Source organism: Pseudonocardia sp. OZ21 (assembly GCF_059359135.1).
Genome location: NZ_JCADBN010000003.1, coordinates 617,676 through 638,727 on the forward strand (window position 1 = coordinate 617,676; position 21,052 = coordinate 638,727).

A 21,052-nucleotide genomic window follows, 5' to 3' on the forward strand; every position below is an offset into this window, starting at 1 on the left:
CGGTGCGGCGTGGTCGACGATTCGGCCTGAGCCTAATCTGCGACTGTGATCGAGGTGGAGCTGACGGCCGAGGACCTCTCGAGAATCCGCTTCGCCTTCTCCCCGGTCGCGGAGACCGTGACGAGCCTGCGGGCGCTGTCCGCCGGAGCCCGCAACGGCCTGCACGCGCACTGGCTGACCGACGTCGCCGGGCGGCTGGACGCGGTGGACGTCGAGCTGCTCACCACGCTCGTCCGGCCGGCCGGCTATGTGCCCGACTTCCTGCTCCCCACCCCGACCGGCCGCTCGACCACGATCGGGACGGGTCTGGAGCAGATGGCCGCCACCTCGCCCGACGTCGTGGCGGCCGAGTTGCGCCACCTCGCCGAGCATCCGGTCGCGCAGCGCGGATCGGGCCGGGATCGGCGGGCGGCGCTACTGCACGGGCTCGCCGACCGGCCCGACCGCGCCCTGCGCCGCATCACGGGCGAGCTGGAGCGGTACTGGGCCGCGGCCCTGGAGCCGCACTGGTCGCGGATCGGCGCGTTGCTGCAGGCCGACCTCGCGCACCGGCTCGAGGAGCTCGCGGCGGGCGGCGTCGCGCAGTTGTTCGGGACGCTGCACCCGGCCGTCGCGCTGCGCGGGGACCTGCTCGCCGTCACGAAGTACTACGACGGGCGGGTCGGGCTGCGCGGGCGGGGGCTGCTGCTGGTGCCGTGTGCGTTTGCGTGGCCGGACGTTCTGGTCGGCACGGCCGACCCGCAGCCCAGCCTGACCTACTCCCCGCGCGGGCTCGGCCGGCTGTGGGAGTCCGCGCCCGCCGCGGGCGTCACGCCGCTGGCCGGGGTACTCGGCCGCACCCGGGCGACGATCCTCGCGCTGCTCGACCTGCCGATGTCCACGACGCAGCTCGCGGCCCAGCTCGATCTCGCCCCGCCGACCCTGAGCGGGCACCTCACGGCACTGCGCTCGGCCGGGATCCTGGTCTCACGTCGTGACGGGCGCGCGGTGCTCTATCGCCGCACCGCGCTGGGCGACCAGCTACTCACCGCTACCGGCTGAGCGCGCGGCCGAAGCGTGTAGCCGCTTCAGCCGCGCGCTCAGACGAAGGAGAGGTGATTACGGGAACGGGAATCCGTTGTTGTCACCCGGGAACGGGAATCCGTTGTTGTCGCCGCCGACGACCACGTTGTCCACGCGGCACGTGCCGGATCCCCCGTACGTGTTGTCGCCGCCGATGACGACGTTGCTCTCGCGGCACTCAGCCGGAACCGGAACCGGGGGGGTCGGGGTCGGCGTGGGCCCCGGCGGCGTCGGGTCGAGCGTGACCACGAACGGAATGACGTCGTTCGACGCACCGCAGTTGAGGTCACCGTTGAACGCGGCCGTGATGTTGTGGGTGCCGACGGTGCTGAATGTCGTGGTGAGCGAGGCCTGCGAGTTGGTGACCGGCACGGTGTCCAGCAGGTCTCCACCGTCGAAGAAGGTCACACCCAGGCCGCCGGGGTCAGGGAATCCCGGGCAGTTGATCACTGCGGTGAAGACGACCGGCTCACCGACGACCCCAGCCGCCGGTGACGCAGTCAGCGTGGTCGTCGAGTTCACCGCCTGCGCCCAGGCCTGGGGGGAGAACACCAATAACCCGGCAAGTGGAATGAACGCCAACGCAAGCGAGCGGTGGCCCATCCTGTAGCGAGCTTTCACTGCACTCCTCTTTCGGTGAGGGTCAATTCGAACGCTTATTGGGCCCCCGCGAAAGGTGATTGGGCCCGTGCCCGGACGTCACCAGTAGGGCACCTGATGGCAGTCGAGACAACGCAGACCACCCGGTGATGGTGTTTCGCTCTGCTGTCGGGTCGGCTCGCCGATTCGGATACGCAGCGTGACAACGGCGGCGCCCTGGCTCTAGCGGGCCACCAGTTCGGCCTCGTCGTCCGCCCTCGAGCCCGCACGGAAGGGGGCGGCGAGTGTGGGGAGGATGTGGCGGCGGTTGCGGACCAGCGCGGTGATCGCGAGGGCTCCGTAGAGGGCGCAGAGCACGTAGCGGGCCTGCTGGCCGGGGAAGACGAACTGCAGCGCGAAGAGCCCGAGCAGCGTGAAGGCCAGCCACCGCGGGAATCGCAGTGCCAGCAGCGCGGCGATCCCGAGCAGCGTCTGGGCCGCGGTGAGCAGGAACTCCTCGATCTGGCGCCCGTCGAGTACGAGCGCCGCCGACCCCCCACCGAGCAGGTAGGCGATGGGCAGGCTGCCGACGAGCAGCGTCCACTGGTTGACCTTGCTCGAGATCAGGGTGCCGATCGCGTCGGTGCCCTTGCCGTGCACGGCGAACAGGATCGCCACGATGAACTCCGGCGCCTCCGACGCGAGCGGGGCCAGCCACTGCACCAACAGGAACTGGTCGATGCCGAGCTCGGTGCCCGTCTCGATGAGCGAGTGGGCAAACGGTTCGGCCGAGGCGAGGATGACCGCGGCCGCGAAGACGAACAGCCCGACCACGAGCCACCGCCGGACGCGGGTGGGCAGGCCACCGATCCGGGCCGCGGGGCCGACGAGCTCAGGCTCCTCGGATTCGGCGCGGGAGACCTTCCACAGGTAGAACATGAACAGGCCGAGAAGCGCGAAGCCCAGCACGAGGTGGATCTGTCCCGTGAGCGGGACGATGAACGCGACGACCGACGCGATGGCGAGGAAGCCCAGCTCGACGCGCCGCCCGGATTCGAGCACGAGCTCCCGGACGGGACGACCCGAGCGGCGTGAGGCGACCGCGAGCGCGATGAGCACCACGACCGACCAGCCCAGCCCGAGCAGCAGCCGGTTCGATCCGGTCATGTTCGCCGCCGCGTACGCGACGTAGCTCGGATCGCTTCCGGCGGTGTAGGCGAAGTAGAGATCCACGGCGTACTCGGGCAGGACCGCGATGACGGCCAGGATCGCGATCGCCAGGGGGCCGGAGATGTCCATGCGGGCGGCTTCGGCCGCCCACGCGAGCAGGAACGACGAGGCCACCACGGCGGCCCCGAACGTGACCAACCCGAGCAGGGCCGGCACCGGAAGCTCGATGATCCGCACCATCAGAGCGGGGAGCGTGAGTAGCGCACACAGGGCGAGGGGGCGGATGAGCTTGGGGAGCACGGTGGCCTTCCAGGACGGCGCGCCGCCGTTCCGGAGGTCTGCAGGGGACACTCCGACCAGGCGACTCGACTGGCCGAAGGTCTCGTCCACCCGCGAGAAACGGGCCCTGTCGCCGGAGGACCATGGGGTCCCCAGTGTGTCGACGATCAGGTTTCCGGACTACTCCCCTTCAGGAGCGCCAACCCTGCCAGACACTTCGTCGATTGCGCAAGTGTCGAGGCCCGCGTGCGTCTCCTGGCGGCGGCCGCGATCAGGAGGGAGGATGAAGCGTCATGGCGACCCTGCCCGGACCGGCCACCGCCCCGGGTCCGCCGCGCCGCGAGGACACCGAGCCGACGCAGCCCCAACTGCGGTCGGCGGCCGCCACGTTCGCCCTCCTGAGCAGCCCTCCGCGGTTGCACCTCGTGTGGCTGATGGCCCACGAGACCTTCGACGTGGGCACCTTGGCCGCACGGGTCGGCCTCAGCGTCGCCACCGCGAGCCAGCATCTGGGCAAGCTGCGGCTGGCCGGGGTGATCTCCGCGCGGCGCGACGGCAGACACATGTACTACACGGTCGACGATCCGCACGTACTCACGTTGATCGAGCAGATCTTCAGCCACATCGCACCGGACGGAACTCTCGCTCCCGATCCCTGACCGGGGCGCCCGGACGAGCGGATCGGGACCGCGGTCAGGCGCCGTGGCGGCTTGGGCGCTCGCTCCGGAGGGACCAGGCCAGCACCCAGACCGTGCCGATCGTCAGCGCGATCGCGAGCGGCACGTGGACCGACAGCACCCCGACGTCTCCGAGGTAGGCCTGCGCCAGGCCGAGCAGGAACACCAGCACACTGATCACGGTCGGCCAGATCGATCCGCGCGTTGCCCGCCACACCAGGGCAGCCGAGATCAGCATGAGAGCCGACAGCACGTGGAACACGATCGCGCCGCCGCCGTGCACGCTCTCGGCAGACCCGCTGCCGCCGAGAATCTGGCCGGCCGTCGCGCCCTGGAAGAGAACTTCGAGTGTGCTCAGGGCTGCGGTGACCTGCAGTGCGATCCTCGCGCGGCTACCAGCCCCGGCTCGCCCGGGGGTGTCGGTCTGCGACATCAGTACGCCCTTCGTTCGCCGGACGATCCGGCCATCATCACCCAGTACGCCGCACGGGCCGAGTCGGTTCAACAGATGCCAGCCATATGCCAGCCATATGGTCCGACGATGGGAGCCACACGGGTGGCCTCCGGGGGACTCGTGCCTCTCCGCGGTCAGAGGCGCCGGTGTACGTCGGGTCCGGGCCGGTTGCGCTCTCGCTCAGGCGCATTTCCTCGCACAGCTGTTCCGCCCCCGCCCGCGTAACGTCGCGGTCCGAAGAGCCCGGACCGGCTCGACCGTGCTCACGGCGGTTCGCGATCGCGGCCCGCGCCGTGTCGGGCCCGGGGCCGGCACCCGCCGTCGGGCGCCCAGGCAGACCTGAAGGGGGTCAGCGGCATGTCCCGAGGACCCCGACCTCGCGCCGGGGGACCCCATCTCGATGACGCGGGCGGAGTACGACGCGGTGTGCGAACGCCTCGAGCGCGCAGGCGCGAAGTTCGTCCCCGACAGGGATCAGGCCTGGCGCGACTGCGCAGGCTGGCGGGTCAACTACGACACCCTGCTCTTGCGTTTCGCGGCGCTGACCATGGCCCCACCGGCGCCCTGGTCGTCCGACCGGGCCACGCCGTTCCGTCGCCGTTCCGTCGCCGTTCCGTCGTCCAACGCGGGGCTCGTCCCGTCACAGGCTCGTGATCGCAGCGGACCCTGGCGGGGCAGCGGGGCGGATGGGGAGGATGCAGGGGTGAGCGCACCATCGGCTTCCCCCGGTCCGGAGCGCGGGTTCGTCGGACGAGGCGGCGACCTCGACGCGCTCACCCAGGTGCTCACCGGCGCCCGGAGCGGCCGCGGCAGGCTCGTCGTGCTGAGCGGGGAAGCGGGCATCGGCAAGACCAGCCTGGCCGAGGAGGTGGCCGACCGGGCGGTCTCGGTGGGCTGGCGGCTCGCCTGGGCGGGATGCGCGCCCGGGATGGCCGGACGGGCGCTGTGGCCGTGGACGGCCGCGCTGCGCGGGCTCGGGCAGGAGTGGCCGGCAGGCCCGGAGCGGGACCCGGGCGCCGGTGTCCAGCTGGTCGACGAGCTGGCCGGGGTGCTCCGGGCCGCGGCCGGGACGGCTCCCGTGCTCGTGGTGCTGGACGACCTGCAGTGGGCCGACCCCGCCTCCGCCGAGCTGGTGGCGCTGCTCGCGCCCCTGCTGCGCGGCATGCCGGTGGTGGTGCTCTGCACGTGGCGGACCGAGAGCCTCGCGTCGGTGCGGGCGGCCCTGCGCGGTCCGGCCATGGTCCTGGAGCTGACGGGCCTGAGCGAGGCCGACGTGGGTGTGCTCTCCACGGCCGATGCGGGGCGCGCGCTGAGCGCCGACGATGCGGCGGCACTGCACCGCCGGACGGGCGGGAACCCCTTGTTCGTCCGCGAACTGGTGCGCGCGAACCACACCGATGGCGGCGGCCTCCCGGCCACCATCAGGGACGCGCTCGACGGGAAGCTCGCCGAGTTGCCGCCCGGCGCGCGGTGCGTCCTCGACGCGGCGTCCGTGCTCGACATCGAGTTCGACGTCGGGCTCGTGTCGGAGATGCTGGACCGCGATCCGGAGGAGGTGCTCGGGGAGCTCGACGCCGCCAGGCGGGGAGGCGTACTCGGCATGCTGACGCCCGCCCGTGCCCGCTTCGCCCACGACCTGTTCCGGGAGACCGTCTACGAGGAGCTCGGTCCGGTCGCGGCATCGCGGTGGCACCGCAGTGCCGCGGTGGCGCTGGAGAAGGCAGCCGGGCAGCCCGGTGCGTCGGCGCGGATCGTGCACCACGCGTACAGCGCCGGGATGCGCGGGGAACCCGCCGCGAGGGCGGCGAGGCACGCCCTCGTCGCGGCCGAGGCGGCGATGGGGGTGCGCGGCTACGCCACAGCGGCCGTGGCGGCCGAGCGCGGACTGGCCATGCTCGCCGCCGCCCCCGTCGACGACGCCCTGCGGGCCCGGCTGCTGCTCGCTTCGGCAGATGCCCGGCACGCACTCGGCGAGACGTCCGTGGCCCGGGTGGCGTACCGGGAGGCCGCCGCCCTCGCCGGCGCCGCGGGCGAGCTCACCCTCGCCGGGCGCGCCGCGCTCGGTTTCGCCGGTGGCCCCGCTGGTTTCGAGGTGCCCCTGGTCGACGCGGAACAGGTCCGCTTGCTGAGCGACGTGCTCGAGCGGTTGGACGCCTGCCCTGGCGGGATGGACCAGCGCGCCACCGTCGCGTTGCGGGCCCGGCTGCGGGCGCGGCTGTCCGTCGCGCAGACGATGACCGACGCCGAGCCCCGCCGCCGCGCGCTGGCAGGCGAGGCCGTGATCCTGGCCCGTTCCGCCGTCGACATCCGTGCGCTCGCCGAGGCGCTCGCGGCGCACTGCGACGCGATCGCCGGGCCCGAGTGGAGCGAACGGCGCAACGCCGACGCCGTGGAGGTCGTGCGGATCGGGGAGGCGCTCGGTGACCCGGAGGTGGAGCTGCTGGGGCGCAGGCTGCGCCTGGTCGCGCTGCTCGAACTCGGCGACATCGCTGCCGTCGACGCCGAGATCGGCGCCTACGCCCGTGCCGCCGCGCGGATCTCCCAGCCCGCCTACGACTGGTACGTGCCGCTCTGGCGGGCGATGCAGGCCGTGCAGGTCGGTGCATGGGACCGCTGGGAGCAGCTGCTGAAGCAGGTCGAGAAGATCGGGGTGGAGGCAGGCGGGGGCAACGCGGAGATCCTTCGGCTGAGCAACATCATCATGGCTGCCGAAGAACGGGCCGATGCCGTGACGATCGAGTCGATGCTCACGCACCTGCCGCAGGAGTCGCCGGGACTGTGGGTGTCGGTGGCAGCGTCCTTCATGCTCGCCGCCGCCGGCCGCCGCACCGAGGCGAGGGCGCGGCTGGACAGCGTGATCGACGCGCTTCCCGGGGCGCATCGAGACTCCGAGTGGCTCCCGATGCTCGCCCAGGCCGCGGACGCCGTCGCCGTCGTCGGCGGACACCCCGTGGCCGAGTGGCTCCATCACGAGCTCACCCCGTTCGCCGACCGGATGATCGTGGAGGGCATCGGGGCGGCGCTGCGCGGATCGGTGCACCGGCAGCTCGGGGTGCTCGACGCCGTGCTCGGCCGGACGGAGGAAGCCGCCGCCCACCTCGCCGCCGCTGCCGACGCCAACACCCGCCTCGGGGCTCCCCTCCTCGCGGCGAGGGCACGGCGCGACGCGGCCGTGCTGCTCGGCGACACCGCGGCTGCCCGGCTGGCACTGGCCACCTACGAGGAGCTCGACGTCCCGGAGAGGGTGGCCGAGATGCGCAGCCTGCTCGACGCCACCACTCCCGCCCAGGACGGGCCGGCGCCGGCTCGGGCGGTGGCACAGCTGCGCAGGAACGGGGAGATCTGGTCGCTGCGCTACGGCGGCCTGGAAGCGCGCGTGCGCGACACCAAGGGCATGCGCGACCTGCACCGGCTGCTGCTGGCGCCGGGGCGCGAGCTGTCGGCCGTCGACCTGATGGGTGAGGGCGGCGTGCTGCAGGGTGACCTCGGACCGGTGCTCGACGGGGAGGCCACCAGCGCCTACCGCCGCCGGCTGGGCGAGCTGGAGCAGGAGCTGGCCGACGCCGACGCGGCAGGCGACGCGGCCCGGTCGGCCCGGGCCGGAGACGAGCGGGACCAGCTCGCACGGCAGCTGGCCGCCGCCTACGGGCTGGCCGGACGCGCGAGGCAGGCCGGGCCGGGCGGCGGTGGCGAGCGGGCCCGCACCGCCGTCCGGGCGCGGATCGCCTACACCGTGCGGAAGATCGAACAGGTCCACCCCGAGCTCGCCCGGCACCTGCGGCGGTCCGTGCGCACCGGTGCGTTCTGCAGCTACGAGCCGGAGCCGCCGGTCACCTGGACGGAATGACTCGCACGATGTGAGAGGCGTTCTCACGCCAGCAGTGTGTGACGACTTCCGCTGCCTACCTGCATGCTCCTCTCGACATCGATCCCGTCCAGCTCCCGGCGATGCTCAAGCCGGTGATCGAGGCCGAGCGCGAGCGATCCGACGAGATCCGCAAGGCGACTCCGACGCTGGTCCAGTCGCTGCGCTCGGCCGGCGCCTTCCGGCTGCTCAGCCCTCAGGAGCTGGGCGGCTTCGAACTCCCGCTGGCCTCCGTGCTCGGCATCTACGAGGAGTTCGGCCGGATCGACGCCTCCACGGGCCTGCTCGTGTGGAACGCCAACTTCGGCTGCTGTGCCGCGTACCTGCCCAAGTCAGGGGCCGACCGCATCTGGGGCCACGACCCCGACCCCATGATGGCCAACTCCGGCAGGCCGTTGCCTGCGAAGCCGGTCGAGGGCGGGTTCCGGCTCACCGGCCGCTGGGATCTCGTCACCGGCGTCGACTCCGCCGAGTGGATCTCCGTGATCGCGCTCGTGCACGACGGGGACCAGCCGCGGCTCACCGATGCGGGCGTGCTCGACCTGCGGGTGTTCTTCCTGCCCCGGGACCAGGTGCAGGTGCTGGACAGCTGGTACACCTCCGGCGTTCGTGGTTCGGGCAGCGCCAGTGTGGTGCTGGACGACGTCTTCGTCCCGGCCGACTCCGTGCTGGAGCTGGGCGTGCCGGCCCGGATCGACCGTCCCCTGTACCGCATCCCCGCAGCGAGCCTGATCCTCGGCGGCTGTGCCGCGGTGGTTCTCGGGGTGGCCCGCGGGGCCGTCGACGAGGTGATGCGGCTCGTCGGGGAGAAGCGCGGGATGGACGGCAACCTCCTGTCCGGACAGCTGCGGGTGCAGTCCGCGATCGGCGCAGCCGACGCGTCCCTGCGCGCGGCGAAGCTGCTGCTGCTCTCCGCCGCGGGTGACCTGGACGCGGCGGCCGCGGCCGGCTCGGAGCCCGGCGTCGAGATCCGGGGCGTCCTGCACGCTGCCATGGCCCACGCGGGGCGGGTCAGCCGTGAGGTGCTGGTCGCCATGTACGAGCTGGGCAGTTCGACGTCCCTCTACACCGCCAACCGGCTCGAACACATCTTCCGGGACGGGATGGCCGCGGTGCAGCACGGCAACGTGGCTCCGATGCACTTCGAGCTCGCCGGTCGGGTCCTGCTCGGTCTCGACCCGGCCAGCCCGATCGTCTGACGGTGGCGCGCACCCACGGACGGGCCGGCCCGTGACCGCGCAGGCGGACAGGTTCGTCCGTTCGCTGTACGACGATGCGGCCGGTCCGTTGTTCGCCTTCGTCGTGCGGCTGACCGGGGACCGGGTCCGGGCCGAGGACGTGGTGCAGGAGACGCTGGTGCGTGCGTGGCGGCGGGCCGACCACCTGGACCCGGGTTCCGACGCGTTGCGCGGCTGGCTGTTCACCGTGGCCCGCAACCTCGTCACCGACCTGCGGCGCTCGGACGCGCTGCGGCCGGTGGCCGCATGGGACGACAGGTTGCTGCACGACGGGCCCAGGGTCGATGACGTCGAGACGGCGATGCAGCGCTTCGTCCTCATGTCCGCGCTGGGCAGGCTCACACCCGAGCATCGTGACGTCCTGTTCGCGGTCTACTACGAGGGCAGGTCGGTGACCGAGGCAGCGGAGCGGCTCGGCGTGCCGCCGGGCACGGTGAAGTCGCGCACGTACTACGCATTGCGGGCACTGCGGAACGCGCTGGACGAGGGGAGCAGCGCGAGCCGGTGATCGTCCTCGTCACCGATGCGGGCGCCTGCCGTGGTCGGTCGCTGCGTCGCAGGCGCCGTCCGGCGGAACGTCGGGCGCCTCCCGGGCCGCGGCGATCACGCGGGTGAGCGCTCCGTGCAGGTCCTCCAGTTCCGAGATCTCCATGCCCAGGCGAGAGACGATCGCCGGGGGCACCTTCTCGGCCTCGGCCCGCAGCCCGAGACCGGCCTCGGTCAATGTGACCGCCAGGACCCGTTCGTCGGACCGGTCCCGCCCTCGGGTCACCAGCCCGGCCGCCTCGAGCCGCTTGAGCAGGGGTGACAGCGTTCCGGGATCGAGGGCGAGCGCCCCGCTCAGGTCCTTGACCGACCGTGGCGAACGCTCCCACAGCGCGAGCATCACCAGGTACTGCGGATGGGTCAGCCCCATCGGTTCGAGGAGCGGCCGGTAGAGCGCGACGACGGTGCGCGCGGCGACGGACAGGGCGAAGCAGACCTGGCGGTCGAGTTGCAAGGGGTCGACGAGAACGGCAGCGTCGGGTGCGTCACGCACCTGTCTTCCGGACACGGCCCGAGCGTACCCTTGGTGCCATGAATGTTGGGGCGCAAAGCATTGGGGTGCGCATGGGCGAGGACACGCGGCGCCGCCGGCCGAACCCGGCGCAGTGGCTGATGTACGCCTTCGGCTTCAAGCTTCCCACCGCGTACCGCGGGTGGGTGCTCCACGACCTCACCACGGGAACGTGGCAGGTGCGACAGATGCTCCGCTCGCTGGTGCAGGTGGTGCCGTTCGCGGCCGCCATCGTCGTGCTGATGCCCGGCGAGCTGTGGGTCCGGCTGGTCGCGGTGCTCGGTGGTGCCGTGGTCGGGATGATCTACGCCGTCGCCTACCTCGAGGAGGCCACCGAGCACCGCGCACGCAAGGCCGGCTACCCCCGTGGCACCCTGCAGTCGGTGCGGTACGCCGCCCACGCTGAGGAACACGCCGAGGCGGACCGGCGCTACGCCGAGCGGTACCGCCAGGGCGACAACTCGCCCGGCACCGAGTAGACCGCACGGGAGAGGGTGCGCAACCCGGAGGGAGTTCCGGTGCCGGCTGACTCCACCGAGGGTGGCGATCCGGTCTGCTGGCTCGACCAGCTCTGCCCTGAGTGCCACGCCGTCCCGTCGCCGGAGTCTCCGCACCGCTGCTGGCGCTGCGGCAGCCCCCGCGAGGAGGGCCCGGTAACCGATCGCCCCGCCGACCCGCGTTGATCTGGCATCGCGCCGATGAGCTTCTTCTTCCGACGTCACTGACCCCGCCTGCGGTCGACGGGACTGACACGGTGGCGGTCCGTCCGGTGCAACCGGTGCCGCCGGACGGCCGAGACCCGGGGACGGGAAGCCGTCCGCGGGCCCGAGTCGGTCGACCGTCCCTGGTCAGCGCCGTATGCTGCCCGACCGCCGGGGGGTCCGACGACGAGGGGCGAGCCGGTGGTCGACGTCGACACTCACCGGCCGGGTGTGGCGGGAGGTCTGGTCGGTCGCGAGCGGGAGCTCGACCTGATCCGGTCCTTCCTGCACCGGGCCGCCACCGACGGCGAGGCACTGTTGCTGTCGGGCGAACCCGGCGTGGGCAAAACCGTGCTGCTCGACGCCGCGGCGGAGAGGGCGTCGGCGAGTGGAACGCGGCTGCTGCGGGCGGCAGGCGCCGAGTTCGAGACCGCTGTGGCGTTCTCCGGGCTCAGCCAGCTGCTCATCCCGCTGACGGAGGACTTCGACCGGCTCGACCCCGTGCACCGCCGCGCGCTGTCGGCGGCGCTGGGCCTCGGCGGCGGTGCACCGGCCGACCGGCTCACCACGTTCACCGCGGTGCTGGCGCTGCTGCGGCTCGCGGCCTCGCCGCGTCCTCTGCTGGTGATCGTGGACGACCTGCACTGGCTCGACCGGTCCAGTATCGCTGCGCTCGGGTTCGTCGCGCGCCGGCTCGCCGGGAGCCGGGTCGGCCTGCTCGCGGCGTCGCGCACAGCGGTGGTGAGCTTCCTGGACAGCAGCGGGCTGGCCGGGGACGAGCTGCGACCGCTCGACGAGGACGCGGCCGCCGGCCTGCTGGGTGCCCGCTTCCCGACCCTCGCCGACACGGTGCGCCGGCGCGTTCTGGCCGAAGCGGAGGGGAACCCGCTCGCGCTGCTGGAGCTGCCTGCGGTGATCAGCGGGGCCCAACGCACAGCGCGGGAGGCGTTGCCCACGGTCCTGCCGCTGAGCCGGCGGCTGCGCACGCTCTTCGCCTCCCGCGTGACCGAGCTTCCCGCCGCTACCCGTCGGGTGCTGCTCCTTGCGTCGCTGGAGGGGACCGGTGACCTGGGTGTGCTGCAGGCCGCCGCCCACGGGCGTGCACTGCGTGACCTGCAGCCGGCGGAGCGGGACCGGTTGGTCGGCGTCGACCAGCGGACCGGCCGGCTGGTCTTCCGACATCCCCTGGTCAGGTCGACGGTGGTGGATTTCGCCACCGACGACGACCGCCGCTGGGCCCATCGGGCACTGGCGGACGCACTCATCGACGATCCGGAGCGCCGGGCGTGGCACCTGGCGGACGCGATGCTCGGTGCGGACGAGCAGGTCGCCCGGCTGCTCGAGCTGGCCGCCCAGCGGATGCTCGGCCGCGGTGACGGGGTGGGTGCGGTGGCCGCGATGCTCAAGGCTGCGGACCTGAGCACGGCCGGTGCCGACCGCAGCCGCCGACTGACCGAGGCGGCCTATGTCGGAGCGGACGTGACGGGGCAGCTGCGCACCGTGCCGCAGCTACTCGAGGACGCCCGCCGGGCCGACCCGGACTCCGGCGGTTCGCTGCAGGCCGCCGTCACCACCGCTCACCTGCTGCTGAACGGAGAGGGCGACGTCGAGACCGCCCACCGTGTCCTGGTCGGCGCGATCGAGGCCGAGGGCGGCGAGTACCGCGCCGATGACCGCGCGCTCATCGAGGCGCTCTACACCTTGCTCCTGGTGTGCTTCGTCGGCGACGGGCGTCCCGAGCTGTGGGCGCCGCTCACGGCGGCCGTCGAGCGGTTGCAACCGCAGGCGCCGACGGTCCTGACCCTGTGCGCCACCACCTTCACCGATCCGGCCAGGGCCACGGCGGCCTCGGCCGATGAGGTCGAGACGATCATCAGCGGGCTCTCGGACGTCGGCGACCCCGTCCAGATCATCTGGACGGGCCGGGCCGCCTTCTTCCTCGACCGGATGACCGAGTGCCGGGAACCGCACTGGCGGCTGGTCCGTGACGGACGCGAGGGCCGGGCGGTGACCTCGGGCATCGCCGCCGCGGTCAACCTGTGCCTGGACGACCTGTTGACCGGCCGGTGGGCCGAGGCACAGGAGCTCGCCGACGAAGGCCTTCGACTTTGTGCGCTCCACGGTTACCGACTCATCGAGTGGCCCTTCTGGTTCGGCCAGGCGTTCCTCGCCGCCTGCCGGGGTGACGCCGAGCGGGCCACCGAGCTGGCGGACCGCATGACACGATGGGCCGAGCACCGCGGGGCGGCGCTCGTCCTGTCCTACGCACGCTGCGCCCGCGCCCTGGCGGCCCTCGGTCAGGGCGACGCGGAGGCGGCCTTCCAGAACGTCGCCGCGATCAGCGCGCCGGGCACCCTCGCGCCCCGTGCCCCGCTCGCACTCTGGTCCGCGATCGACCTCGTCGAATCGGCGATCCGTACCCATCGCCCCGCCGCCGCCGTCGCGCACGTCGCAGCGATGGAGGAGGCCGGGATCGCCGCGCTCTCCCCGCGGCTCGCCCTGGTGGTGCGCGGAGCGGCGGCTATGACCGCCCCCGCGGATCGGGCCGCAGGCCGGTTCGAGCAGGCCCTCGCCGTCCGCGGTGTCGAGCGCTGGCCGTTCGACCTGGCCCGGGTGCGCCTCGCGTACGGCGAACGGCTGCGCCGCGACCGCGCAGGCGCCGAGGCGCGAGTACAGCTCACCACGGCGCTAGACGCCTTCGAACGGCTCGGAGCCCGACCGTGGGCGACCCGGGCGGTCGCCGAGCTCCGCGCGGCCGGAGCAGCTGCGTGCTCGTCGAACGAGCGCGGGCCGGGGTCGCTCACCGTGCAGGAGCGTGAGGTCGCGCTGCTCGCCGCCACCGGTCTGACGAACAAGGAGATCGGCCGCGTGCTCCACCTGTCGCACCGGACGGTCGGGGCCAACCTCTACCGGGTCTTCCCCAAGCTCGGGATCACCTCCCGCGCAGCACTCCGCGACGCACTGCGCTCCGACGGACGTGCCGAGCCGGACCGCTAGCAGGACCGCAGCTCGAACGCGCCATGGGTCCGAACGAGGTCGCCTGGCTGGAACAGGCCGTCGCCGCCCTCGACGGCACCGGGCTCGACGGCGGCGAGATGCTCGACGTGGCCGTCACCCTGATCGGCCACGTGCGCACCATCGCGCAACACGGGGCGGCCATGGGCGGCGAGCGGCCCGAACAGGAGATGGAACCGGTCCTCGCAGCCATCGTGCGGCACCGCGAGGACCGGTTCCCGGCCCTCGCGGCGGCTCTGGAGTCGGCGGCTGCCCACGGCTCGCAGGACCAGGCTCTGGACTTCGGCCTGCAGCGCATCCTCGACGGCGTCGAGCTGCTCATCGCCACCCGCGCAGGCGACCGCCCCCCTCCGGGATAGCGGCCGAGCGTGCCGAGCCTCAGGTCGTGCCGACCACGTCCGCCACCACGCACGCCAGGTTGTCGGGCGCGCCGAGGGCGTGGGCGTGCTCGACGATGCGCGTGACCACGGCGTCGGGTTCGGGCTCCCGCATCACCTCGTGGAGCACCTCCTCGCCGAGCACGGCATGCACCCCGTCGGTGCAGAGCAGGTACCGATCGCCGGATCGCGCTTCGCGCAGCTCGACGTCCGGGCGGCCGTCCGCATGCAGGGCGCGGACGAGAAGGGACCGCTGCGGGTGCGAGGCCGCCTCCGCGGGCGTCAGCCGGCCGTCCTCGACCATCGTCTGGACGAGCGTGTGGTCGGACGTGATCCGGTGCGTCACCCCGTCCCGGACGAGATAGGCCCGCGAGTCGCCGACGTGCACCAGCGCGAGCCGCGATCCCGACCGGACCAGTGCGGTGAGCGTGGTCCCGGCCTCCGGTCCGACCGCACGAACCGCGGCGGCCGCGTCCGAGATCGCGTCGTCGAGCGCGTTGAGCACCGCACCGGCGGAGACGTCGGCCTGAGCGAGCGCGCCCACGGCCGCGGCGCTCGCCGAAGGTGCGTCCGCCGGGCCGAAGCCGTCGGCGACGGCGAGCAGCCCGTCGTCGGCGTGGACCGCGTCCTGGTTCGCCGGTCGTACCAGGCCACGGTGGCAGGCCGTGGCGTACCGCAAGGTCAGCGCGTTCTCGGCGGTCATGGTGGTGTCCTTCCCGGACAGGTGGTCGACGAGGTCGGTGGCGAGCTGCCGCCGGGCGGAGGTCTCGATCTCGACCTGGCGCCAGTACGCCCACACCTCGGCTGCAGCCGCGTCCGGCGGCAGCGCGACGACCTGCGCGATCCTGGCCAACGGCATGCCGAGGCGGCGTAGCCAGGCCACGAGCCGTGCCCGGTCGAGCTGGTCGGGCGAGTAGTACCGGTACCCGGACGACGCATCGACCCGGGCCGGGCGCAGCAACCCCAGCTCGTCGTAGAGCCGGAGCGCCTTCGGCGACAGCCGCGCCACCCGGGCGAACACCCCGATCGTCAGCAGCTCCACTCCGTCCTCCTCGTTCCGGGCTCGGTGCCCGGTGACACGAGCGTCCGGGCTGCCCCGGGGGCAAGGTCAAGAGCGGCCAGAACTTGCAGCAAAGCCACGTTGCGGCAACGAGATTGCGTGAACGTGGCTTTGCTGCAACCCGGGGGGAGGGTGGTCTACCGCGTCGAGCCGCTCGGCTCCGGTGTGGTCGTGGGGTCCGGAGCCGCGGCTCGGTTCGCGGCCTTGAGGTCGTCCGCGAGCGCGACCACGGCCTGGTCGGTCCGGCGCAGTACCCGGCTGACGGTGAGCAGGCCGGAGCGGGGCGGGTCGGGATGGCGGGCCGCGTCGGACTCAGCGGCGTCGATCACGTCCTCCGCGGAACGGATCTCCCCGGCGTCGCGGCGGAGCAGCGCGTTGCGCAGGCCGTCGAGATTGGCCCGGACGCGTTCCGCCGCCGGGCACACCGTCATCCAGTCCGGAGCGCGTACCTCGTCGGAGAGCCGGACCAGGGCGCGGGCGTAGTGCTCGACGCCGGTCAGCATCTGCAGCGTGCGGTGGTAGCTCGACCGCTGGCGGCGCCATGGCAGCGGGCTGTCGAGGGGCGCGGTGCGGGCGCGCAGGGTGGCCAGCGCGTCGTGCAGGTTGCGGGACAGCTCCACGGACGAGGTGGTGGGTTGCCGGCCGACGATGCGGTCCACCGACGTGGAGAGCACGGCGTCGACCGCGTTCACCAGGGCGTCGAGGGCCTCCCCGAACGCCTCCCGGCTGCGCTTGGGCAGCACCAGGTACGCAGCGCTGATGCCCAACGCGGCGCCGACCGCGGTCTCCTCGATCCGCAGCACCAGCAGGCCCACGCTGAACTGCCCGATCAGCCCGTACAGGAGTGCGAGCACCACGCTGATCCAGAACGCCAGCAGCGACGGCGAGACCTGCACCAGGTAGATCCCGGCGAAGATGCACACGAACAGGAGGATCAGGGCGGTCAGCTGGCTACCCGAGACGAGGGCCGCAAGACCGACTCCGGCGAGCACCCCGCCGATCGTCCCGAGGATGCGTCCCCACCCGCGGCTCAGCACGTCGCCGCGGCTGCTGGTGCCGGCGAACACGAGGAAGGCCGTGATGACGGCCCAGTACCAGCGGGAGGGCGAGACGAGCTCGCCCACGACGATCGCCAGGCTGGTGGCGACGCCCACCTGGATGGCCTGGCGGGTGGTCAGGCGGAGGCCGGAGGGCGCAACGGGCGCCGGGATGTGGTCGTCGGCCTCACCGGCGTCCGGTTCGGGACCGGTGGCCGCGGCAGGGGCGACGGGCTGCTCCGGGGACAGGGGCGCCCGGAGCGCCCATGCCAGCCGCGTCACGGCGAACGCCACGCGCTGGACGCGGTCGCCGTGGCCCTTCGTCTCACCGACGATGGGCGCGACGCTGCGTTCGGCGCAGTCGAGCAGTGCGGTGACCATCGCCGACGGGGTGCCGCTGGCGGTGGCCGCCAGGAGCCCGCGCAGGCCGTCCAGGAGCATGCGGCTCGCGTCGTCCGGCAGTGACTTGTCAGCCATGACCATGCGGGTGCTCGCGACCGCGAGCCGCTCCGCGGCGAGCTCCACGTCGAGTACGTGGCCGGGCACATCATCTCCCGTGCCGCCGCCGGGCAGCTCCGACCCGGGCCGATCCGCTGTCAACGACACCGCCAGCGAAGTGTCGTTGAGCCGCGTCTGTCTGCGCTGCACGTTCCGCAGCCGCGCGTCGACCTCGGGGGTTCCGGCCGTCACCAGCTCGGTGACCGCGCCGACGAGGTCGTGGACGCGGGCGTCGAAGGCGCGGAGCTGATGGGCGAGTGTGCGTCCTGGGCGCTCGGCGAACAGGACGCCACGGAGCAGCAGCGTCGATCCGACGCCGACGCACGCCGCGAGCAGCAGCCAGGGCAGCTGGGCGGGCGTGGCCTGTAGGTACTGAGTGAAGAAGTACGCGTTGAACCCCGCCATGCCGAGGGCGAACCCTCGAGGGCCGAAGCGCCGGACGTACACCGCGACCATCATCACCACGACGAACACCACGTCGGCCGGGATGTGGTGACGCGCCAGCAACGCCCCGGCCGTGCTCGCCGCCACGGCCGGAAGGAGCATCAGCGCAGTGGTGACCCTGCTGCGCCCGAGGTCGGTCTCGTTGACCGAGATGCTGCTGATCATCGCGAGCACGGCGGCGAACAGCACGACGCTGACAGGCTGTCCGGTGAGGCCGCCCACCACGGCCATCACGACGGTCGCCAGGACCATCGAGGCCGTGCCGATAGCCGCGAGCCGAAGCCGGACCAGGCCCGGATCGGTTCCGGTCAACCTGGTGCGGAGCTCCGCAAGCCAGGACACCCAGTCAGTCTTGCACGGGAAGCACGGACTGCCGGGGATCCGCGCGGTCGGTGACGCTCCGGCCGGCCTCAGCCCGTGATGAGGCGTCTCAGCCAGCTCTCCCGGGCCCGGCGTGCGTCGACGGACAGGGCCGCGCCGGGCAGGAACGTGTCGAAGCCGTGGAAGGCCCCGGGCCACACGTGCAGCTCGGCCTGCACGCCGGCGCCCCACAGCCGAGCGGCGTAGTCGACGTCCTCGTCGCGGAAGGTCTCGGTGGATCCGCAGTCGACGAACGCCCCCGGCAGGCCGGACAGGTCGGTGGCGCGGGCGGGTGCGGCATACGGGCTGACGCTGTCGGTGCCCTGCTCGCCGCCCAGGAGGGCCGCCCACGCCGTGGCGTTGCTGACCTGGTCCCACATCCCGATGCCGGCGAACTGCCGTGCGGACAGGCTGTTGTTGCGGTCGTCGAGCATCGGGCACATGAGCAGCTGTCCGGCCAGGTGAGGGCCGCCACGGTCACGCGCCAGCAGCGCCAGTCCCGCGGCCAGACCACCCCCGCCGCTGACCCCCGCCACGACGAGGAAGTCCGGGTTGCCGCCGATCTCGCGTGCGTTCTGCTCGGTCCAGAGCAGCCCGGCGTAACAGTCCTCGATCGGCGCGGGATGAGGATTCTCCGGGGCCAGCCGATATTCGACCGTCACGACGACGACGCCGAGCCGTTCGATCCAGTCGAGAACCAACTCGATCTGACTGAATCGATCGCCGAACAGGAAACCGCCGCCGTGCATGAAATACACCACGGGTGCGGTCTGCGGTGTGTCGTGGCGACGCAGAACCGTAAGGGGGACATCGGGTTCGGTGGCCAGGCCGGGAGCGTCCGCATGCCTGACGCCGATCGGCCGGCCGGCGATGAGCCGCTCGATCGGGATCGCCGATCCCGCGACCCGGCTGCGGGAGGCCTGCACCATATCCGGGGTGATCGAGGACGGGACTCCGGCGAGCAGCGTGCTGCGCGCCATCTCCAGTTCCGGATCGAACGGCGGGCGGGGAAGTGGCATCGGGCACCCATCAGGACAGGTCGACCGGTGCTCCGGCGTGACAGTGGCTGCGAAGTCACCATCGACTGATAAGCACCGCCGAAGTTTCTATTGCGCGGAATGTTATCCGAACCCCCGAGCGGGAGGGGGTGAAGTCGATCACTCCGGAGATGGTCGGCGGGAGCAATCGGGAATCGAGGTGTCGAGTGGCGAAAATTGGTGAGACGGGGCATTTCGGGGAATTCGGGGCGGCCATCTCGGGCGCCGCCATGGCGCATTGCTGCCGGTGAGCCGGCGCGTTGTGCGGCCGGTCTCCGCTCGTCGTCGCCCGGCCGGGCCCGGAGGGGTGCGGCACCCGCTCCGGACGCACGGCTCGCCCCGGTGCGCCGGTCGGCGCCGGCCTGTGCTTCGCCGGGCGCCGCGCCGTGCTTTCTTGCGACCACGGGAAATCACGGTGTATCACTGGTGCGGTGGCCATCGCGCCGCGGAGCCGGCGGATACGGAACAGCATTCGGCTGTGTTCCAGGTCCACGATCGAATCACGCGAAGAGGGTGATCGGAGATCCGGTCACCATGGCTGGATCTCTGGACGAGAAGCCGCGCGACGACGATCCGGAAGGTGGACGTGATCGACGTGGGAAGCAGCCGTGTCCGGCGCGGAAACCGGCCGATGCTCGCGGTCGGGGCACTGTTTCTCGTGCCGGTCGCCATCGTTGCCGGCTGTGCACGCCCGACCCCGCCGCCCCCACCTCCCGCGCCGACGACAGTTCCTTCCCCGACCGCCGTTCCGGCCCCGCCCCAGACCTCGGAGCCGGGTGTCGCGCCCCCGGCGGGCAACCGGTATCCGGGCCAGGTGCTGGACCTGTCGGACTGGTACCTGACACTGCCGACGGGCGGGAAGGACGACCCGGACGAGGTCTACCAGCCCGCCCTCGCCACCTACGCCGGGCCGTACTTCCACCTCGACCAGGCGGGGGACGGCGTTGTGTTCACCGCGAACGCCGGTGGGGTGACCACCTCGGGCAGCAGCTATCCGCGTTCGGAACTGCGCGAGATGAACGGGGGCCAGAAGGCCGACTGGTCCAACAGCACCGGCACCCACACGCTCTCGGTCCGGCAGGCCGTGACGCGGTTGCCCGTGGTCAAACCCGATGTGGTCGCGGCGCAGATCCACGACTCCGAGGACGACGTCCTGGAGGTGCGGTTGGAGGGCGAGCGGTTGATCGCCGAGTACCAGGACGGTGACGGCGAGGTGGTGATCGACCCGGCCTACCGCCTCGGCACCCCGTACGACCTCCGGATCGAGGCTGCCGGGAGCCGCGTGCAGGTCTTCTACAACGGTGAGCGGAAGGCCGACATCCAGGAGAGCGGGTCCGGCTGGTACTTCAAGGCGGGCAGCTACGTGCAGTCCAACCTGGACAGGGGTGACAACGCCGATGCCGTCGGCGAGGTGGTCATCTACTCGCTGCAGGCGGCCCACGCCGGGTGAAGTTCTGGGTCCGGTCCGCGGGTGGCCGGACCCTCCCGAACCGGCCGATGTCCACCAACGGCGCAGTGTTGGAAGTTTTTCCGGAAGTTGATGTGGTGAACCGGGCGGTCGCGCGCGGCAACCAGAATCGACGACTTTCCGTCATGGCGCCGGATGCCGAGCGCGACCCTTGTATCTGCCGTGGGACGTAGATCAGCATTTGTTGACTGTCGGTAGCGGAATGCTGCCCTATCGGTGTTGACGCGGCCACAGTCAGCCGATGTTTCAGATATCCCTCGATGTGGCTAGCCTCATAGGTTTAGTGACGCGCAGTTGGGTAGCAAGCGGCGGTCAACGGTAGATCAACCACGATTTTCGAGCCGGCGAGTGTCCTCTGACCTGCGGAAAGTCTGATTCTTCGGCATGGCCCTGCCGGGGCAGTTGTAGCGCTTGGTGACCGAATCCCCGTTGGTAACGCTCTCTTCATCGTCTCCGAGAGCCAGCTTGCCTCAGGGGTTCGGATTTGTTCTTCAGAATGGAAGGGCGCGTGCCAGATGCAGGCATCGAAGATCTTCATCATCGGTTCGGGCGTCGTCGGGGTGGCCACTGGGCGGGGTTTCCTGACCGCTGGTCACGACGTGACGTTCATCGACACGGACACATCACGGCTGCACGAACTGAGGACGACCCACGGGTTGGATGCGCGCGCGGAG

The 21,052-nt window shown here is 72.1% G+C and carries 17 protein-coding genes; 10 read left to right on the top strand and 7 right to left on the bottom strand.

The genetic code is table 11. The features are described 5' to 3' along the window. Nucleotides 1–45: 45 nt before the first annotated feature. Nucleotides 46–1,041: an ArsR/SmtB family transcription factor gene (locus tag AC5L35_RS09760; RefSeq protein ID WP_495059220.1), complete on the top strand. Its 996-nt coding sequence runs from the start codon at nt 46–48 to the stop codon at nt 1,039–1,041. 57 nt (nt 1,042–1,098) lie between these two features. Here the strand turns inward: AC5L35_RS09760 and AC5L35_RS09765 are convergent, their stop codons facing one another. Both AC5L35_RS09765 and AC5L35_RS09770 read right to left on the bottom strand, forming a co-directional pair. Further along, nucleotides 1,099–1,683: an Ig-like domain-containing protein gene (locus AC5L35_RS09765; RefSeq protein WP_495059221.1), complete on the bottom strand. Its 585-nt coding sequence runs from the start codon at nt 1,681–1,683 to the stop codon at nt 1,099–1,101. A 201-nt stretch (nt 1,684–1,884) separates the two neighbouring features. Continuing rightward, nucleotides 1,885–3,162 carry a calcium:cation antiporter family protein gene (locus tag AC5L35_RS09770; protein ID WP_495059222.1) on the bottom strand — a complete coding sequence of 426 codons (1,278 nt, stop codon included), beginning with the start codon at nt 3,160–3,162 and terminating at the stop codon, nt 1,885–1,887. 221 nt (nt 3,163–3,383) lie between these two features. Here AC5L35_RS09770 and AC5L35_RS09775 point away from each other — a divergent pair, with 221 nt between their 5' ends. Beyond that, nucleotides 3,384–3,749 (top strand): ArsR/SmtB family transcription factor, encoded by a 366-nt coding sequence (locus AC5L35_RS09775; RefSeq protein WP_495059223.1) that lies wholly within the window; start codon nt 3,384–3,386, stop codon nt 3,747–3,749. A gap of 34 nt (nt 3,750–3,783) precedes the next feature. Here AC5L35_RS09775 and AC5L35_RS09780 read toward each other — a convergent pair whose 3' ends face one another. Next, complete coding sequence (locus tag AC5L35_RS09780) at nt 3,784–4,200, bottom strand: hypothetical protein (RefSeq protein WP_495059224.1); 417 nt, start codon at nt 4,198–4,200, stop codon at nt 3,784–3,786. A 421-nt stretch (nt 4,201–4,621) separates the two neighbouring features. Here AC5L35_RS09780 and AC5L35_RS09785 point away from each other — a divergent pair, with 421 nt between their 5' ends. Genes AC5L35_RS09785 through AC5L35_RS09795 form a run of 3 tightly spaced genes read left to right on the top strand, consistent with a single transcriptional unit; the run spans nt 4,622 to nt 9,832 of the window. Continuing rightward, a complete protein-coding gene (locus AC5L35_RS09785) occupies nt 4,622–8,068 on the top strand; it encodes an ATP-binding protein (protein WP_495059225.1) in 3,447 nt (1,148 codons plus the stop codon). A gap of 38 nt (nt 8,069–8,106) precedes the next feature. Further along, entirely contained in the window at nt 8,107–9,285 is a 1,179-nt protein-coding gene (locus tag AC5L35_RS09790) for an acyl-CoA dehydrogenase family protein (protein ID WP_495059226.1), read from the top strand. Nucleotides 9,286–9,316: 31 nt separating this feature from the next. After that, a complete protein-coding gene (locus AC5L35_RS09795; RefSeq protein WP_495059227.1) occupies nt 9,317–9,832 on the top strand; it encodes a sigma-70 family RNA polymerase sigma factor in 516 nt (171 codons plus the stop codon). Nucleotides 9,833–9,841: 9 nt separating this feature from the next. On the opposite strand, the gene AC5L35_RS09800 is transcribed toward AC5L35_RS09795, so the two are convergent. Continuing rightward, on the bottom strand, nt 9,842–10,378 hold the full coding sequence (locus tag AC5L35_RS09800) for a MarR family winged helix-turn-helix transcriptional regulator (RefSeq protein ID WP_495059228.1): 537 nt from the start codon (nt 10,376–10,378) through the stop codon (nt 9,842–9,844). 56 nt (nt 10,379–10,434) lie between these two features. Between AC5L35_RS09800 and AC5L35_RS09805 the strand changes: the two genes are divergently transcribed. The 3 genes from AC5L35_RS09805 (at nt 10,435) to AC5L35_RS09815 (ending at nt 14,456) form a co-directional block, all read left to right on the top strand. Next, nucleotides 10,435–10,860, top strand: coding sequence for a DUF5313 family protein (locus AC5L35_RS09805; protein WP_495059229.1), 426 nt, complete (start codon nt 10,435–10,437; stop codon nt 10,858–10,860). 423 nt (nt 10,861–11,283) lie between these two features. Then, complete coding sequence (locus AC5L35_RS09810; RefSeq protein WP_495059230.1) at nt 11,284–14,079, top strand: helix-turn-helix transcriptional regulator; 2,796 nt, start codon at nt 11,284–11,286, stop codon at nt 14,077–14,079. 23 nt (nt 14,080–14,102) lie between these two features. Continuing rightward, a complete protein-coding gene (locus tag AC5L35_RS09815) occupies nt 14,103–14,456 on the top strand; it encodes a TetR/AcrR family transcriptional regulator C-terminal domain-containing protein (protein WP_495059231.1) in 354 nt (117 codons plus the stop codon). 19 nt (nt 14,457–14,475) lie between these two features. Here AC5L35_RS09815 and AC5L35_RS09820 read toward each other — a convergent pair whose 3' ends face one another. The 3 genes from AC5L35_RS09820 to AC5L35_RS09830 all read right to left on the bottom strand — a co-directional run bounded on the left by AC5L35_RS09820 (nt 14,476) and on the right by AC5L35_RS09830 (nt 18,892). Next, nucleotides 14,476–15,516, bottom strand: a complete 1,041-nt coding sequence (locus tag AC5L35_RS09820) for a MerR family transcriptional regulator (protein WP_495059232.1) — start codon at nt 15,514–15,516, stop codon at nt 14,476–14,478. Nucleotides 15,517–15,671: 155 nt separating this feature from the next. Next, nucleotides 15,672–17,855 carry an FUSC family protein gene (locus AC5L35_RS09825; protein ID WP_495059233.1) on the bottom strand — a complete coding sequence of 728 codons (2,184 nt, stop codon included), beginning with the start codon at nt 17,853–17,855 and terminating at the stop codon, nt 15,672–15,674. Between the two features lie 68 nt (nt 17,856–17,923). Beyond that, on the bottom strand, nt 17,924–18,892 hold the full coding sequence (locus AC5L35_RS09830; RefSeq protein WP_495059234.1) for an alpha/beta hydrolase: 969 nt from the start codon (nt 18,890–18,892) through the stop codon (nt 17,924–17,926). Nucleotides 18,893–19,490: 598 nt separating this feature from the next. Here AC5L35_RS09830 and AC5L35_RS09835 point away from each other — a divergent pair. Together AC5L35_RS09835 and AC5L35_RS09840 are read left to right on the top strand one after the other, a co-directional pair. Next, nucleotides 19,491–20,360, top strand: coding sequence for a polysaccharide lyase family 7 protein (locus AC5L35_RS09835; protein ID WP_495059235.1), 870 nt, complete (start codon nt 19,491–19,493; stop codon nt 20,358–20,360). Between the two features lie 533 nt (nt 20,361–20,893). Continuing rightward, nucleotides 20,894–21,052, top strand: a 159-nt coding sequence (locus AC5L35_RS09840; protein ID WP_495059273.1) for a 2-dehydropantoate 2-reductase N-terminal domain-containing protein, incomplete at its 3' end; no start/stop codon positions are given.